Below are 15067 nucleotides of genomic sequence, written 5' to 3'. Positions count from 1 at the left end.
GTCCCCCGGCTGGCCCACAATGGCCAGGTGAACGACCTCTCCCCGCTCCTCACCGAAGAGGGCCAGACCCTGCTGGACGCCCTCCGCGACCACGACCCCGCGCGGGAGCTGGCCATCGCGACCCGGCTGCGCCGCGACCACTCCGCCGAACTGGTCTCGGCGGCCATCGGACAGGCCAGGCTCCGGCAGCGCGCGGTGGCGAAATTCGGCGCGCAGGACGCGTACCGCATGTACTTCACGCCCCACGGCGTGGAACAGGCGACCAGACGGCCCGTCGCGGAGCACCGCGCCCGGCGGCTGGCCGCGCTCGGTGTCCGCTCGGTCGCCGATCTGTGCAGCGGCATCGGCGGGGACGCCATCGCCCTCGCCCGCGCCGGGATCCGGGTCCTCGCCGTCGACCGCGACCCGCTGACCGCGGCGACCGTCCGCGCCAACGCGGAGGCGCTCGGTCTCGCCGATCTGATCGAGGTGCGCGAGGCGGATGTCACCGAGGTGGACACCGGCGGGTACGACGCCGTCTTCGTGGACCCCGCCCGGCGCGGCGGCCGGGGCAGGATCTTCGACCCCGAGGCGTACTCACCCCCGCTGTCCTGGGCGATCGAGGCCGCCCGCGCCCGCCCGCACGCCGCGCTGAAGATCGCCCCCGGGATCCCCCACGAGCTGGTCCCCGATGACTTCGCCGCCGAGTGGATCTCCTGCGACGGCGATGTCAAGGAGGCCGTCCTCTGGCACGGCACCGAGCCCGGGACCGTCCGGGCCACCCTGCTCCCCGGCGGCCACACCCTCATCGGACGGGGGCTGCCCGACCCGGCCGTCCGCCCCGTCGGCCGCTATCTGTACGAGCCGGACGGCGCGGTCATCCGGGCCCATCTGGTCGCCGAGGTCGCCGAGGAGGTGGGCGGCGGGCTGATCGACGAGACCATCGCGTACATCACCTCCGACGAGCACCACCCCGGCACACCGTTCGCCACCGGCTACGAGATCACCGAGGTGCTTCCCTTCAATCTGAAGCGCCTCAAGGCACTCGTCCGCGAGCGGGGCATCGGCACCCTCACCGTCAAGAAGCGGGGATCGGCGGTGGAGCCCGAGGAGGTACGGCGCCGGGTCCGGCCGCAGGGGCCGAACGCGGCCACCGTCTTCCTCACCCGGGTCGCCGGAGCCCCCAGCATGCTCCTGTCCAGGTGACCTGCGGGCCCGGGCCCGGGCCCGGCCCGCGGGTCAGGGCTGTCCGGCTCAGGGCCGTTCGCCGCGCGGTCGGCTCAGGGCTGTTCGGCGCGGGCCAGGAGAAGGACCCGCTCACGGGCGTTACGGGTCAGGGCAGCGGCCCGGCGGAACTCCGAACGGGCCTCCGCCTCCCGGCCGAGCCGGGCCAGCAGATCGCCCCGGACGCTGGGCAGCAGGTGATAGCCGCTCAGCGCCGGGTCCGCCGCCAGCGCGTCCACCAGGGCCAGCCCCTCCTCGGCCCCGTACGCCATGGAGACGGCCACCGCGCGGTTCAGCTCCACCACCGGGGACGGCGCCGCCCGCGCCAGCAGCCCGTACAGGGTCGCGATGGTGGCCCAGTCCGTCTCCTCGTACCGCACCGCACGGGCGTGGCACGCGGCGATGGCCGCCTGGAGCAGATACGGCCCCGGGGTCCCGGCCAGCTCGCTCCCCCGGTCGAGCGCCGCGAACCCCCGGCGGATGAGCAGCGGGCTCCAGCGGGTGCGGTTCTGCTCCGCGAGCAGCACCGGCCGCCCGTCCGGACCGGTCCGTGCGGCGGTACGGGAGGCCTGGAGCTCCAGCAGCGCCACCAGCCCGTGTACCTCGGACTCCTTCGGCATCAGCGCCGCCAGCACCCGGCCCAGGCGCAGCGCGTCCTCGCAGAGCGCCGGGCGGAGCAGATCGTCGCCGGCCGTCGCCGCGTACCCCTCGTTGAAGATCAGATAGATGACCTCCAGGACCGAGCCCAGCCGGGCGGTACGGTCCGGTCCCTCCGGCACCTCGAACGGGACCCCCGCCCGGGCCAGGGACCGCTTGGCGCGGACGATCCGCTGGGCGACGGTCGCCTCGCCGGTCAGAAAGGCACGGGCGATCTCCGCCGTGGTCAGTCCGCCCACCAGCCGCAGGGTGAGCGCGATCCGGGCCTCCGTGGAGAGCACCGGATGACAGGCGGTGAAGATCAGCCGCAGCATGTCGTCATCGATGGAGTCGGGGTCGGGCGGCTCCGGCTCGGGGATGTCCTCCCGCGCCCGGCCGACCTCCGCGAGCTTGCGCGCGTAGGTCTCCTTGCGCCGTACGAGGTCGACGGCCCGGCGCCGGGCGGTGACCAGGAGCCAGCCGCCCGGGTTCTCCGGAACGCCTTCCCCGGGCCACTGTTCCAACGCCGCGACCAGCGCGTCCTGCGCGATCTCCTCCGCGATGCCCACATCGCGGACGATCCGGGTGACCCCGGCGATGATCCGCGCCCGCTCGATCCTGAAGACCGCCTCCACGGCGTCCTGTGCCGTCACCGGCCCATCAGAACACCCGCCCGGGCGCGGGGCAAAACCCTCCGGTGATCAGCCTGCGCACCCTGTGGCGATCAGCCCTCGGTGATCTGGCGGACCTCCGAGGTGATGGTCCAGTAGTCCTCGTGGACCTTCAGGAACCGCTTGGTCCACTCGATCGCCTCGGCCCGGTCCTTGGCCTGGAGGATGGCATAGCCGCCGATGACCTCCTTGGTCTCGGTGAACGGCCCGTCGGTGACGCTCAGCCGCCCCCCGGACCAGGTGACCCTGGTCCCCTCGGCGGTCGGGGTGAGTCCGGCGGTCTCCAGCAGGACGCCCGCCTTGGTCATCTCCTCGATGAGCGCCCCCATCCGCTCCATCAGCCCCTCGCTGATGCCCTCGGCGGGGACGTTCTGCTCGTCGATGCGGACCATCGTCAGAAAGCGGGGCATGGTGACTCCTCGGTCGGGGTCGAGCCGGGGCCTTTCCCCGTCTCTCACCCTGATGTCGAACGGGAGACCTCCGGATCGACATCTCCCCCGGAATTCTTCTGACTTTTTTCCGCCGCTGCCATCCGGGCCGCCGCCGACCGGCCCGGGATCAGCACACAGGCCAGCACCGTGCCCAGGGCGATCAGTACGGCGCTGACCCCGTACGCCGCCCGGTGGCCCGCCGCGAGCGCCGCCCGGCCCGTACCGTCGCCGGTGACCGAGGCGGCGACCGTCACCAGGGCCGCGAGCCCCAGCGAGCCGCCGAGCTGGCGGGAGCTGTTGAGCAGCCCGGAGGCCATACCCGCCTCACCGGGGGCGACCCCGGTCACCGCCGCCGTGGCCAGGGGGACGAAGCTCATCCCTATCCCCACACTGGCCAGCAGCGACGGCCCCAGGATCGAGGTCAGGAAGCTGCCGTCCGGGGTCGCGGTGACGGCGAAGAGGGCAAGCCCGGCGGCGCTCAGCAGCCCGCCCGGCACCAGCAGATCGCGGACACCGGTCCGGGCCACGACCCGGGAGGCGAAGAGCGCGCCCGCCACCACCCCCGCGCTGAACGGCAGAAAGGCGGCCCCGGTGGCGGTCGCCCCGTACCCCAGGACCTGCTGCATATAGAGCGAGCAGAAGTAGAACGACGAGAACTGGCCGGAGCAGAGCAGCAGGGTGAAGAGATTGGCACCCAGCACCGGCCGGATCCCGAAGAGCCCCAGCCGCAGCAGGGGCTGCGGAACGCGCCGCTCCACCAGGACGAACGCGATCAGCAGAACCACGGCGGCGCCCAGCGGCAGCAGGGTCGCGGCCGATCCCCAGGGGTGGCTCTCGGTCCGGACCACGCCGAGGACCAGCAGCGACATCCCGGCGGTGACCAGCAGCGCCCCGGCGGTGTCCAGCCGGGCCGCCGGCCGCTCCCGGGGGCCGGGGAGCCCGGCGCGGGCGGCGGCCAGCAGGGCGAGGAGCACGATGGGGACATTGACCAGCATCACCGCGCGCCATCCGGCGAGATCGGTGAGCACCCCGCCGGCGAGCACCCCGACCGCGCCGCCGACCGCGCCCGACATCCCCCACAGCCCCAGCGCCTTCGACCGGGCCGGGCCCTCCGCGAAGCTCAGCGTGATCAGCGCCAGGGCGACCGGTGAGACGGCCGCCGCGCCGGCCCCCTGGGCGGCCCGTGCGGCGATCAGCGCGCCCGGCTCCGAGACCAGCCCGCCGACCAGGCTCGCCAGACCGAAGAGGGTCAGCCCCGCCGGGAGCAGCCGCCGCCCGCCGATCAGGTCGGCCAGCCGCCCGCCGAGCATCATCAGACCGCCGAAGGCGAGTGCGTACGCCCCCACCACCCATTGCAGCCCGCCGGAGGTGAAACCGAGGTCGTCCCGCATGTCCGGCAGGGCCACATTGACCACCGACATGTCCAGCGCCACCAGGAACTGCACGACGAGCACCGCCGCCAGCAGCCAGCGCGGATTCTCCGTGCGGCTCTCCATCGGACCCCTCCCTCTTCTCCTGCTCCTGTCCCGTCCCCCGGTCCCGTGATCAGATTACTGTACGCGTATAGAAATAGATCCGGCCCGGCCGGAACCCGGTGGCCGGCGCAGCGCCGACCCCGGCCCCGTACCGGGCCGTACGTTCGATCCGATGGCGATCCGATGGAGAATGCGCAGGTGGCCGAAGGAGAGAAGCGGATGACCGAGGGAGAGAAGAAGAGGCGTACCCCAGGCCGTCCCCGCAGGCTGGACCCCGGGGCGATCGTCGCCGCCGCCCGCCGGATCATCGACGAGGAAGGGGTGGACGCCCTCTCGATGCGACGGGTGGCCAAGGAGGTCGGCAGCACCCCGATGGCCCTCTACCACCATGTCCGGGACAAGGACGAGCTGCTGCTGCTCACCCTCGCGGGCGCCTCGAACGCACTGCCCCGCCCGCCGCTGCCGGAGAGTCCCCGGGACCGGATCATCACGGTCGCGGCCCATATGCACGCCCTGCTGGAACGGGTGCCCTGGGTGCTGAAGGTGCTGGTACGCGGTGATCTCACCGACCGGCAGGCGCTGTGGATGGCCGAATCGATCATCGACTCGGCCATCGCCGGCGGGCTGGGCGAGGAGCAGGCCGTCCACGCGTACCGCACGATCTGGCACTTCGTGTACGGCGATCTGATATTCCGGGCCGCCCGCGAGCGGCGGGCGGCCGATCCGGACCACCGGCCCTCCTTCCCGGCCACCCTCACCGAGGAGGACGCGAAGGAGCTGCCCAGGCTGACCGCCCTGGCCGACCGCTGGGAGGGGATGCAGCGGTACGACATCGTGGAGCAGCTGACCGCCGTGGTCGACGGCCTGCTGAGCCGGGCCCACCGGTAATGGGTCAGCCGGTGACGGGCCCGCCGGCAGTGGATCAGCGGGTGACGGGCCAGCCGGGTGTCAGCCGGTGCCCAGTGACTCGAAACGCCAGCGGTGCACCGGTCGTACGATCAGCTCCGCCGCCGGCTCGGGCAGCTCGGGCGGCTCGGCGCCGGTCCCGTCCGCCCGCCACCAGGTGATGACCAGGACCCGGTCCTCCCCCGCCGCGAAGGACTCACGCCGCAGCGGCTCCCCGGGCAGCTCCCGGGTGCGGGCCCAGGCCAGCAGCTCCGCGCCCCGGCCCCGTACCGCACGCGCCTCCCACATCAGGGCGATCACCCGGTCCGTACCGCCCGTCACACCCGTCACGCTCGTCCCCCCGCTCATGAGTACAGATTGTCCTTGCTGATCTCATGAACATGGTCATGGCTGTGGCTGTGACTGTGGCTGTGGCTGTGGCTGTGGCCCATCGCATCAGGGTCACCGGGCACATGGGGATCCGTCACCGGCAGCGAGGAGTCCGCCGACAGCTCCAGATCGGACGGCGGCCGGTTCCGCGCCACCATCTCCGCGCCCAGCGCCGCCACCATCGCCCCGTTGTCGGTGCAGAGCTTCGGCCGGGGCACCCGCAGCCGGATGCCCGCCCGCTCGCAGCGCTCCAGGGCCAGCGCCCGCAGCCGGGAGTTGGCCGCGACCCCGCCGCCGATCATCAGATGGTCGACCCCCTCGTCCACACAGGCGCGGACCGCCTTGCGGGTCAGCACATCCACCACCGCCTCCTGGAACGAGGCCGCCACATCGCGCACCGGCACCGGCTCGCCCGCCGCCTTCTTCGCCTCGATCCAGCGGGCCACGGCGGTCTTGAGGCCGGAGAAGGAGAAGTCGTACACGGGGTCCCGGGAGCCGGTGAGCCCGCGCGGGAAGGCGATGGCCGCCGGGTCGCCCTCCCGGGCCAGCCGGTCGATCACCGGACCGCCGGGAAAGCCCAGGTCGAGCACGCGCGCGATCTTGTCGAACGCCTCGCCCGCCGCATCGTCGATGGTCGCGCCCAGCGGCCGGACATCGCTGGTGATGTCCGGGGCGAGCAGCAGCGAGGAGTGTCCGCCGGAGACCAGCAGGGCCATGGTGGGCTCGGGCAGCTTCCCGTGCTCCAGCTGGTCCACACAGATGTGCGAGGCGAGGTGGTTCACCCCGTACAGGGGCTTGCCGAGGGCGTACGCGTAGGCCTTCGCCGCCGCCACCCCCACCAGCAGCGCGCCCGCGAGCCCCGGCCCGGCGGTGACCGCGATGCCGTCCAGGTCCCGGGGGGAGACCCCGGCCTCCTTCAGGGCGCGTTCGATCGTGGGGACCATCGCCTCCAGATGCGCCCGGGAGGCGATCTCGGGGACCACCCCGCCGAAGCGGGCATGGGAGTCCACGCTGGAGGCGACGGCGTCGGCGAGCAGCGTCGTGCCGCGCACCACGCCGACCCCGGTCTCGTCGCAGGAGGTCTCGATACCGAGTACGAGAGGTTCGTCAGCCATCGGAGAGCATTCCTTCGGTGTTTCCGTGCGGGTTTCCGTGCGGGTTTTCGTGCAGAGGGAGCCGCATGACGAGCGCGTCGACATTCCCGGGCTGGTAGTAGCCGCGCCGGAAGCCGACGGGCGCGAAGCCGAACCGCTCGTACAGCTTCTGCGCCCTGGTGTTGTCGACCCGCACTTCGAGGAAGACCTCGTCGCACTCGAAGGCGGTGGCGTGCCGCAGCAGATCGGTCAGGATCCGGGAGCCGAGGCCGGTGCCCTGTTGTCCGGGGGCGACGGCGATGGTCTGGACGTCCCCGAGGTCGCCCGCCGCCGCCAGACCGCCGTAGCCGACGATCCGCCCGCCGGACTCGGCGACGACATAGCGTCGGGTGGCGCGCGGCCCCCGGGCGTGGGCCAGCTCCGACCAGAACATCCCGGGTGACCAGGCGTCCTCCGGGAAGAGGGTGTGTTCGAGTTCGAGCACGGGCCCGATGTCCCACCAGCGCATCTCGCGCAGCTCGGGCTCCCCGCCCGGCTCCGGGTCCCCGCCCGCGCCCCGGACGGGGTCGGCGACGGTGCTCACTGGGGGGTGACCACCTTGTAGTTCTTCGGCACCTGGGCGTCCGGGCGGCGCAGATAGAGCGGCTGCGGCGGCAGGAAGTCCGCCCCGGAGGGGTCGGCGGCCAGCCGGGCCGCGGCGAGCGAGGCCAGCGCGGCGGCGGAGACATGCTCGGGGCCGCGGGCGTCGGGGAAGCTGTCGGGGTAGAGCAGCGCGCCGGCGCCCACCACGGGCAACCCGGCGAGCTGCTCGGCGATCTCGGCGGGGCGGTCCACGGCCGGGCCCGAGACCCGCTCGCCGGCGGCGTCGTACCTGGCCCAGTAGACCTCCTTGCGGCGGGCGTCGGTCGCCACCACGAAGGGCTCCGTGAGCCCGCTCGCATGGGCGAGCCCGTCCAGCGTGCACAGCCCGTACACCGGTACGCCGAGCGCGGAGCCGAAGGTGGCGGCGGTGACCAGGCCGACGCGCAGCCCGGTGTAGGGGCCGGGGCCGACACCGGTGACCACCGCGGTGACGGCGTCGAGCTTCACCCCCGCCTCGGCGAGGACCCGGTCGACGGCGGGCAGCAGGAGTTCGCCGTGGCGGCGCGCGTCCACCCTGCTGGACTCGGCGACGACGGACGAGCCGTCGTGCAGGGCGGCGGTGACGGCGGGGGTGGCGGTATCTACGGCGAGCAAGAGCACGCAAACAGCCTACGGCCCCCGCGCCCGGGGCATTGCGCCCCGCCGGGACCGGCCCCTGCTGCTACCGTCGCCCGAAGACATAACCATTCAAAAGGCCGCGAAAGGTGGACGTGGTGGCACCCAGCAGCGCGGGACTCGTGGCGGGGCTGTCGGCGGCCGCTCTCGTCACCATCGGTTTCCTCGGTTTCCACGCCTCGGCGAACGCCCCCTCGGGCCAGCGGGCGCGGGCGGCGGCGGCGCCCCAGCAGCTGCCGGAGCGCAAGCCGGGCAGCACGGAGCTGCCCCGGGGCTCGGGCTCCGGGATGCGGGTGGTGTACGACCTCTCGGACCGCCGGATCTGGCTGGTCAGCGGGGCGCGCAAGGTGCTGCGCACCTTTGAGGTGATGCCGTCGACCGTGCACCCCCGGGTGGGGAGCTATGCGGTGACCTCACGGTCGGGGCAGGTCACCGGGTCGGACGGGGTGGCGATCGAGCATGTGGTGCGGTTCGCGCACGCGGGGGATGTGGTGGTCGGCTTCAGCGCCGCGGTGAACGGCTCACTGGCCCAGCCCGACCGGCGCCGCAAGACCGGTGGCATCCGGATGATGCGGTCGGACGGGGACGCGATGTGGCGCTTCGCCACGATCGGCTCGAAGGTCGTCGTGGTGCCGTAGAACCCCCGTCGCACCCGGGGCCACCCCGGGACCGCCCCGGCGGGGAATTCGCCCGTACGAGGGACTGCGGCGACGGGTGGACGGCGGGGTACGGGGGTACGGGTGCCCGCGCGGGACAGCGTTACGGGTACGGGGTACGGGGCGGGGGTCAGGCGGCCTCGGGGGCCTCGGGGCGCACGGTGTCGGTCCGCACGGTGTAGCGCGGCGGGGTCGACAGGGCGCTGGCCGCCGCGCAGGAGGCCAGCAGATCGCGCATGGACAGCCCTCCCGAGGTCCCTGGGGTTCCCGAGGTCCCCGGGGTGGCGAACAGCGCTCGCGGGGCGGTGTGGACCGCCCGTACCGTCGACCGCTCCCCGGTGGCCGGACGCCGCCCGGCCTGGTGCTCGATGTCGCGCTCGGATGCCGGCATGGGGTCGCCTCCTGCGTTTCGGGGGCAGGTTAGTTAGGTATACCTAACCACGCCTCCGTACCATGTGACCACGGGCGGCACGGCGTGCGCAACATTTTCCCGACGACTTGTCGGAAAATCCAGGGTCCGGCGTTCCGCGTGTCCCCGGGATCGGTCGCGCGACCGGGCGCGGGCGGGGGCCCACCGGGCGCGGGCATGGCTGATCGCCGCACCGGGCGGAGGGCGCCGGTGCGGGCGGGAGGCGGTGCGGTGGCGGTGGCGGTGGTGTCGCGGGGAGGGAGAAAGCCGGTGCCGGGGTCAGACGGCCGGGAGGGCCACCCCGGCCCAGCGGGCGCCATAGCCGGTCAGGGTCACCGTGCGGCGGTCGTCGGTCTCCCCGATGCCGTCGGTGTCCTCGGAGGTACCCGGGGCGGCACCCGTGGCGGGTCCGTCGCCGATGACCCGGTGGATCACCACATGCAGCCGGTCGTCGGACAGCTCCTCGACCTTGCCGTCGCCCCACTCCACGACCACCACCGAGTCGGGCAGCGAGACATCGAGGTCCAGGTCCTCCATCTCGTCCAGCCCGCCGCCGAGACGGTAGGCGTCCACATGGACCAGGGCCGGACCACCCGTCAGTGTGGGGTGCACCCGGGCGATCACAAAGGTCGGCGAGGTCACGGCGCCGCGTACCCCGAGCCCCTCGCCGAGGCCCCGGGTGAGCGTGGTCTTGCCCGCGCCCAGCTCTCCGGTGAGCATCACCAGATCACCGGGGCGGAGCAGGGCGGCGAGCCGTCGTCCCAGCTCCCGCATCTCTTCGGCGGAGTCGACGGCGAGGCGGGCGGCGGCGATCTCAGCCGCCGGGCTGTGCGGTGCTTCCATACGGAACAACGTTAGCCGCTGCGGGTACGGCGCCGGCCCGCGCGAGCAGCTCCGTCAGCCGGTCGGTGACCACCTCCGGATGCTCCAGCATCACCAGATGACCCCCGTCCGGGACGATCACCAGCTCGGCGCCGGGCAGCAGATCGGCGATGGCCTCGCTGTGCGCGCTGGGGGTGACCAGATCCCGCTCCCCCGCGAGCACCAGCACCGGGAGATCCCCGAGCGCGGGCAGCGCGGCGGCCTTGTCGTGCTCGTCGAAGGCCGGATAGAACTCGGCGACCACATCGATCGGGGTGGACTCGATCATCCGCTCCGCGAAGCGGACCACCGCCGGGTCGACCTCCTTGGAGGAGAACGAGTACCGCTTGATCAGGCCGGCGAAGAGATCGGCGGTGGCCCTGCGGCCCCGCTCCACCAGCTCGGCCCGGGAGCCGAGGGCGCGCAGCACTCCGGGGAGCACCCGGCGGACCGCGTTGACCCCGGCGGCCGGCAGACCGTAACTGACCTCGCCGAGCCGTCCGCTGGAGGTGCCGACGAAGGCGATCCCGGCCACCCTCTCCCGTACCAGCTCCGGGAACTGGTCGACCAGGGCCATGATCGTCATCCCGCCCATGGAGTGCCCCACCAGCACCAGCGGCCCCTCGGGTGCGGCGGCGTCGAGGACGGCCCGCAGATCGCGGCCGAGCCGGTCGATGGTGACGGGGACGGGGTCGGGGCCGGTCTGGTCGGCGCCCCGGGCGGAGCGGCCATGGCTGCGCTGGTCCCAGTGGACGGTACGGACCAGGCCGCGCAGGGCCGCCCGCTGGAAGTGCCAGGCATCCTGGTTGAGGCAGTAGCCATGGCAGAACACCACGGTGACGGGGGTCGGCGGGCGACGGCCGAAGAGCCTGCGGCGGCGGGGCTGCGCCACCTCCGGGTCGACCTCGTCCACCTCGTAGTGGAGGGCGGTGCCGTCGTCCGCGCGGGCGGTGCCGGGGGTGCCGCGCAGGGCGCCGTAGGGGCCGGAGACATCCAGGGCGAGCCGGGCCTTGCGGCGGGTGGAGCGGCTGACGGTGAGCCGGTCCACGGCGACGGCCGCGGCGGCGCCCGCGGCGAGCACGCCGAGCGCTGCCCCAGCGATGCCCGCGCGGCTCCAGGTGCCGGCGGTGGAGGCGGCGGCGTCCACCGCGGCCACGACGGATTCCCCCGTGCTGGTCTCGCTCACCGTGCCGTCCGTTCTCCCGGGTGCGTGCCTGTGATGGGTGTCGGTGCCCTGGACGCCGCCCGGCGCCGCACCTCTGGGGGCGGACCGGGGCGGACCGGCGGTCAGCCCCCGGTGGTGGCGGCCGTTGCGCCGGGCACGGGCTCCTCGTGGAGGTGCACCCGGGGGACCCGCGCACCGATGCGGGTGACGATCTCGTAGGCGATGGTCCCCGCGGCCCGTGCCCAGTCCTCGGCGCTGGGCTCGCCCCGGGTGCCGGGGCCGAAGAGCAGCGCCTCGCTGCCCTCGGGGATCTCCTGCCCGCCGAGGTCCACGACGAACTGGTCCATCGCGATCCGTCCCACCGCCGTCCGGACCCGGCCGCCGACCAGGACCGGGCCCTGGCCGGAGGCATGGCGCGGCACCCCGTCGGCATAGCCGACCGGGATCAGGCCGAGGGTGGTCGCCTCCGGGGTGGTGTAGTGGTGGCCGTAGCTGACGCCATGGCCCGCGGGGACCCGCTTGACCAGGGCGACCGAGGCGGCGAGCGTCATCACCGGGCGCAGCCCCAGCTCCTGGTGGGTGCCGATCTCGGGGGCGGGCGAGACTCCGTACACGGCGATACCGGGGCGTACGAGGTCGAAGTGGGCCTCGGGGAGGGTCAGGGTCGCCGGGGAGTTGGCGATATGGCGGACCTCGGGGTCGACGCCCTCCTTCTCGGCGTGGCCGACCATCTCCCGGAAGGCGGTGAGCTGGTGCGCGATGGAGGGGTGGCCCGGCTCGTCGGCGCAGGCGAAGTGGGACCAGAGGCCGGTGATCCGGACGGCGCCCTCGGCCTCGGCGGCGCGCGCGGCACCCACCAGGTCGGCCCAGTCGGCGGGCTGGCAGCCGTTGCGGCCGAGGCCGGTGTCGGCCTTGAGCTGGATCCGGGCGGTGCGGCCGGTGGCGCGGGCGGCGGCGACCACCTCGTCCAGGGCCCAGCGCCCGCTGACGGACATGTCGAGATCCGCCTCGATCCCCTCCCGCCAGGGGCCGCCGGGGGTCCAGAGCCAGCACATGATCCGCCCGGGGATCCCGGCGGCCCGCAGCGCCAGCGCCTCCTGGGGGGTGGCGGTCCCGATCCAGCCGGCGCCCGCCGCGATGGCCGCACGGGCGCACGGAAGGGCGCCATGGCCGTAGCCGTCGGCCTTCACCACGGCCATCAGCGCGGACCGGGGGGCCCGGTCGCGCAGCGCGCGCACATTGGCGCGCAGGGCGGCGAGATCGATCTCGGCACGGGCTCGGATGTGCGGTGTTGTCTGGGTCATCGCGCACAGTCTCTCAGAGCCGCCGGACCGGCCCCCGGCGCCGACTCCCGCACCCCGCTGTGCCCTTCCTCACGCCCCCCACACCCGGAACCTCTCGTTCCGTGCGCCTGGCCCCGCCTCGCGCGACGAGGCCCCTCGGGAGGACGCGGATCCGCCGCCCCGGCCAATCGGGCGCACGGGATGCCACAGCCCCGCCCCGGGAGCCCGGCCACCACGCCCGGGCCCGGCCCGGAGCCATCCGAACCGCCCGCCGCCGGCGCCCTCGGCGAGGACCCGCCACGGCCCTGCCGCCCCAGCCCAGCGGGGCGCCCATCCGCGCACAGCCCGCCCCCGGCGGTGGCCCGGGCCGGCCGGAGGCCCGCGACGGGCCCGGCGCCCCGGGGCGGTCGGCCCCCGGACCGGGACGGGCGGGCTCAGGGCGCCGTACGGATGTCGTGCCAGGCCGCCGGCAGGGTGTCGGCGACGTCGAAGGAGGTGATGGGGGTACCCCGGGCCGCGGCGAGGCGGGCGGCGAGGCCATGGAGGTAGGCGGCGACGGCGGCGGCGTCGGGGGTGCGCAGTCCGGCCGCGAGCAGTGAGCCGGCCAGTCCGGCGAGGACATCGCCGCTGCCCGCGGTGGCCAGCCAGGGCGTGCCCAGGGCATTGGCGAGGACCGGTGTTCCGTCGGTGGCGGCGACCAGGGTGGTGGAGCCCTTGAGGAGCGCGGTCGCCCCGAAGCGCGCGGCGAGTTCCCGTACCGCGTCCAGACGGGCGCCCTCCACCGCCGCCCGGTCGCGGCCCAGCAGCGCCGCCGCCTCCCCGGCGTGCGGGGTGAGCAGGGTGGGGGCGCTGCGGGCCCGTACCGCCGCCGGGTCCAGCAGCCGCAGCCCGTCCGCGTCGACCAGGACCGGCACCTCCGACGCCAGGACCTCCCGTACCGCGTCGGCGTCCTCACCGAGCCCGGGGCCGACCACCCACGCCTGCACCCGTCCGGCCCGCGCGGGCGGCCCGCTGTGCACCAGGGCCTCGGGGAAGCGGGCGATCACGGCGTCGGCGGCGGGCCCCACGTACCGCACCGCGCCCGCTCCCCCGCGCAGCGCGCCCGCGACGGCGAGGACCGCGGCGCCGGGGTAGCGCGCGGAGCCGGCGACGACCCCGACCACACCGCGCCGGTACTTGTCGCTCTCGGCGGCCGGTTCGGGGAGCAGCCGGGCGACATCGGTGTGCTGGAACGCCGCCACCTCGGGCAGGGAGGGGAGCTGGGGGCCGATTCCGATGTCGACCAGGCGGACGGTCCCCGCGTACTCCCGCGCCGGGTCGATGAGCAGCCCCGGCTTCCAGGTGCCGAAGGTGACCGTGGCGTCCGCGCGCAGCGCCTCGCCGCGTACCTCGCCGGTGTCGGCCTCGACCCCGCTGGGGAGGTCGACGGCGACGACGACCGCGCCGGAGCCCCGGGCGGCGCGGGCGACGGGTACCGCGTCGGGCCGCAGCCCGCCGCTGCCGCCGATGCCGGTGATGCCGTCCAGCACCAGATCGGCCCCGGCGAGGACGGCGAAGGGGTCGTCGGCGACCCGCCCGCCCGCCGCGCGGAAGGCGGTGAGCCCGGCGGCGTGGGCGCGGTCGGGGGCGAGCAGGACGGCATGCACCCCGGCGCCCCGGCGGGCGAGGCGGGCCCCGGCCCAGAGCGCGTCGCCGCCGTTGGCGCCGCTGCCGACGAGCAGCACGACCCGGGCCCCGTAGACCCGTCCGAGCAGATCGGCGCAGGCGGCGGCGAGTCCGGCGGCGGCCCGCTGCATCAGCGCGCCCTCCGGCAGCCGTGCCATCAGTTCGGCCTCGGCTTGTCTGACCTTCTCCACACGGTGAGCGGTTCGCATGGCCCGAGTCTGCCCCCGGAGGACCGGGCCCGGCACCCCGTCAGGGGATCCGGCCGCCAGAGCGGGTCAAAAGCACCATTCCCAGACGGACTTGCCCGATGGGGCGACACGCGGGGAGGGTTGACGAACCCTTACTTCGAACTTAGGTTTGCCTTACCTAAGCGGACACCGGTCAGTGTCCGCGCCTAGAAAGGTGTACTTCCCATGCGCTCTGCCGCTCGCACCGTCAGCCGTGCCGCCGTGGCCGTCATCGGCGCCGGCGCCCTCACCCTGGGCCTCGCCTCCACCGCCTCCGCCGCCACCGTGAACCGCACGGTCACCGACGCGGGGGCGACCTACAACCTCTCCGTGACCGCGCCGAACACCGCCGCGGCCTCCGGCACCAACGTCACGGTGAGCGGCACCGGGTACAACAAGACCCAGGGCATCTACGTGGGCCTCTGTGCGGTCCCCGCGGGCGTGAACGTGAACAACCCGGCCACCTGGAACAGCAAGCCCACCCCCTGCCTGGGCGGCCAGGACCAGAACGGCACGACCGGCGCCTCGCACTGGATCAACAACGACTGGTCCTGGATGTCCCCGAGCAACTCCTCCAAGTACACCAACGCCCCGGGCAACCGCGGCAGCTTCTCGGTGAACATCCATGTGAAGGCGCAGATCTCCAGCACCGTCACCTGCGGCCAGGGCGGCGTCACCTGTGCCATCGTCACCCGCGCCGACCACTTCGACAGCAACGACCGCAAGTACGACGTGTACGTGCCGGTGACGTTCTCCTAA

At 74.2% G+C, this 15067-nt stretch carries 16 protein-coding genes; 4 read left to right on the top strand and 12 right to left on the bottom strand.

What is annotated here, in order from left to right:
• Window positions 1–27: 27 nt before the first annotated feature.
• Window positions 28–1185: a THUMP-like domain-containing protein gene (locus ABT354_RS28175; protein ID WP_351498789.1), complete on the top strand. Its 1158-nt coding sequence runs from the start codon at window positions 28–30 to the stop codon at window positions 1183–1185.
• A 74-nt stretch (window positions 1186–1259) separates the two neighbouring features.
• Here the strand turns inward: ABT354_RS28175 and ABT354_RS28170 are convergent, their stop codons facing one another.
• The 3 genes from ABT354_RS28170 to ABT354_RS28160 form a co-directional block, all read right to left on the bottom strand.
• Window positions 1260–2492, bottom strand: coding sequence for an RNA polymerase sigma factor (locus ABT354_RS28170; protein WP_351498787.1), 1233 nt, complete (start codon window positions 2490–2492; stop codon window positions 1260–1262).
• A 71-nt stretch (window positions 2493–2563) separates the two neighbouring features.
• Complete coding sequence (locus ABT354_RS28165; protein ID WP_351498785.1) at window positions 2564–2920, bottom strand: YciI family protein; 357 nt, start codon at window positions 2918–2920, stop codon at window positions 2564–2566.
• A 44-nt stretch (window positions 2921–2964) separates the two neighbouring features.
• On the bottom strand, window positions 2965–4437 hold the full coding sequence (locus tag ABT354_RS28160) for an MFS transporter (RefSeq protein WP_351498783.1): 1473 nt from the start codon (window positions 4435–4437) through the stop codon (window positions 2965–2967).
• A 198-nt stretch (window positions 4438–4635) separates the two neighbouring features.
• Between ABT354_RS28160 and ABT354_RS28155 the strand changes: the two genes are divergently transcribed.
• Complete coding sequence (locus tag ABT354_RS28155) at window positions 4636–5304, top strand: TetR/AcrR family transcriptional regulator (RefSeq protein WP_351498781.1); 669 nt, start codon at window positions 4636–4638, stop codon at window positions 5302–5304.
• A gap of 60 nt (window positions 5305–5364) precedes the next feature.
• Here ABT354_RS28155 and ABT354_RS28150 read toward each other — a convergent pair whose 3' ends face one another.
• The 4 genes from ABT354_RS28150 to tsaB all read right to left on the bottom strand — a co-directional run bounded on the left by ABT354_RS28150 (window position 5365) and on the right by tsaB (window position 8027).
• Window positions 5365–5670 (bottom strand): hypothetical protein, encoded by a 306-nt coding sequence (locus ABT354_RS28150; RefSeq protein ID WP_351498778.1) that lies wholly within the window; start codon window positions 5668–5670, stop codon window positions 5365–5367.
• Window positions 5667–6806: a tRNA (adenosine(37)-N6)-threonylcarbamoyltransferase complex transferase subunit TsaD gene (gene tsaD, locus ABT354_RS28145; protein WP_351498776.1), complete on the bottom strand. Its 1140-nt coding sequence runs from the start codon at window positions 6804–6806 to the stop codon at window positions 5667–5669. The genes ABT354_RS28150 and tsaD overlap by 4 nt, the downstream gene beginning before the upstream one ends.
• Window positions 6799–7293 carry a ribosomal protein S18-alanine N-acetyltransferase gene (rimI, locus tag ABT354_RS28140; RefSeq protein WP_351498824.1) on the bottom strand — a complete coding sequence of 165 codons (495 nt, stop codon included), beginning with the start codon at window positions 7291–7293 and terminating at the stop codon, window positions 6799–6801. The genes tsaD and rimI overlap by 8 nt, the downstream gene beginning before the upstream one ends.
• Before the next feature lie 71 nt (window positions 7294–7364).
• A complete protein-coding gene (gene tsaB / locus ABT354_RS28135; protein ID WP_351498774.1) occupies window positions 7365–8027 on the bottom strand; it encodes a tRNA (adenosine(37)-N6)-threonylcarbamoyltransferase complex dimerization subunit type 1 TsaB in 663 nt (220 codons plus the stop codon).
• A 113-nt stretch (window positions 8028–8140) separates the two neighbouring features.
• On the opposite strand from tsaB, the gene ABT354_RS28130 reads away from it, so the two are divergent.
• On the top strand, window positions 8141–8680 hold the full coding sequence (locus ABT354_RS28130) for a hypothetical protein (protein ID WP_351498772.1): 540 nt from the start codon (window positions 8141–8143) through the stop codon (window positions 8678–8680).
• Between the two features lie 148 nt (window positions 8681–8828).
• Here ABT354_RS28130 and ABT354_RS28125 read toward each other — a convergent pair whose 3' ends face one another.
• The 5 genes from ABT354_RS28125 to ABT354_RS28105 form a co-directional block, all read right to left on the bottom strand.
• Complete coding sequence (locus ABT354_RS28125; RefSeq protein ID WP_351498770.1) at window positions 8829–9089, bottom strand: hypothetical protein; 261 nt, start codon at window positions 9087–9089, stop codon at window positions 8829–8831.
• A gap of 297 nt (window positions 9090–9386) precedes the next feature.
• Window positions 9387–9950, bottom strand: a complete 564-nt coding sequence (gene tsaE, locus ABT354_RS28120; protein ID WP_351498768.1) for a tRNA (adenosine(37)-N6)-threonylcarbamoyltransferase complex ATPase subunit type 1 TsaE — start codon at window positions 9948–9950, stop codon at window positions 9387–9389.
• Window positions 9922–11154, bottom strand: coding sequence for an alpha/beta fold hydrolase (locus ABT354_RS28115; protein ID WP_351498766.1), 1233 nt, complete (start codon window positions 11152–11154; stop codon window positions 9922–9924). The genes tsaE and ABT354_RS28115 overlap by 29 nt, the downstream gene beginning before the upstream one ends.
• Before the next feature lie 101 nt (window positions 11155–11255).
• Window positions 11256–12437: an alanine racemase gene (gene alr, locus ABT354_RS28110; RefSeq protein WP_351498764.1), complete on the bottom strand. Its 1182-nt coding sequence runs from the start codon at window positions 12435–12437 to the stop codon at window positions 11256–11258.
• Between the two features lie 413 nt (window positions 12438–12850).
• Window positions 12851–14290 carry an NAD(P)H-hydrate dehydratase gene (locus ABT354_RS28105; RefSeq protein WP_351498761.1) on the bottom strand — a complete coding sequence of 480 codons (1440 nt, stop codon included), beginning with the start codon at window positions 14288–14290 and terminating at the stop codon, window positions 12851–12853.
• Between the two features lie 204 nt (window positions 14291–14494).
• Between ABT354_RS28105 and ABT354_RS28100 the strand changes: the two genes are divergently transcribed.
• On the top strand, window positions 14495–15067 hold the full coding sequence (locus ABT354_RS28100; RefSeq protein WP_351498759.1) for a hypothetical protein: 573 nt from the start codon (window positions 14495–14497) through the stop codon (window positions 15065–15067).

Source organism: Streptomyces sp. NPDC000594 (assembly GCF_040299965.1).
Taxonomy (GTDB): domain Bacteria; phylum Actinomycetota; class Actinomycetes; order Streptomycetales; family Streptomycetaceae; genus Streptomyces.
Note: the sequence above shows the minus strand (reverse complement) of the source record. Positions and strands in the feature narration are given on the sequence as shown.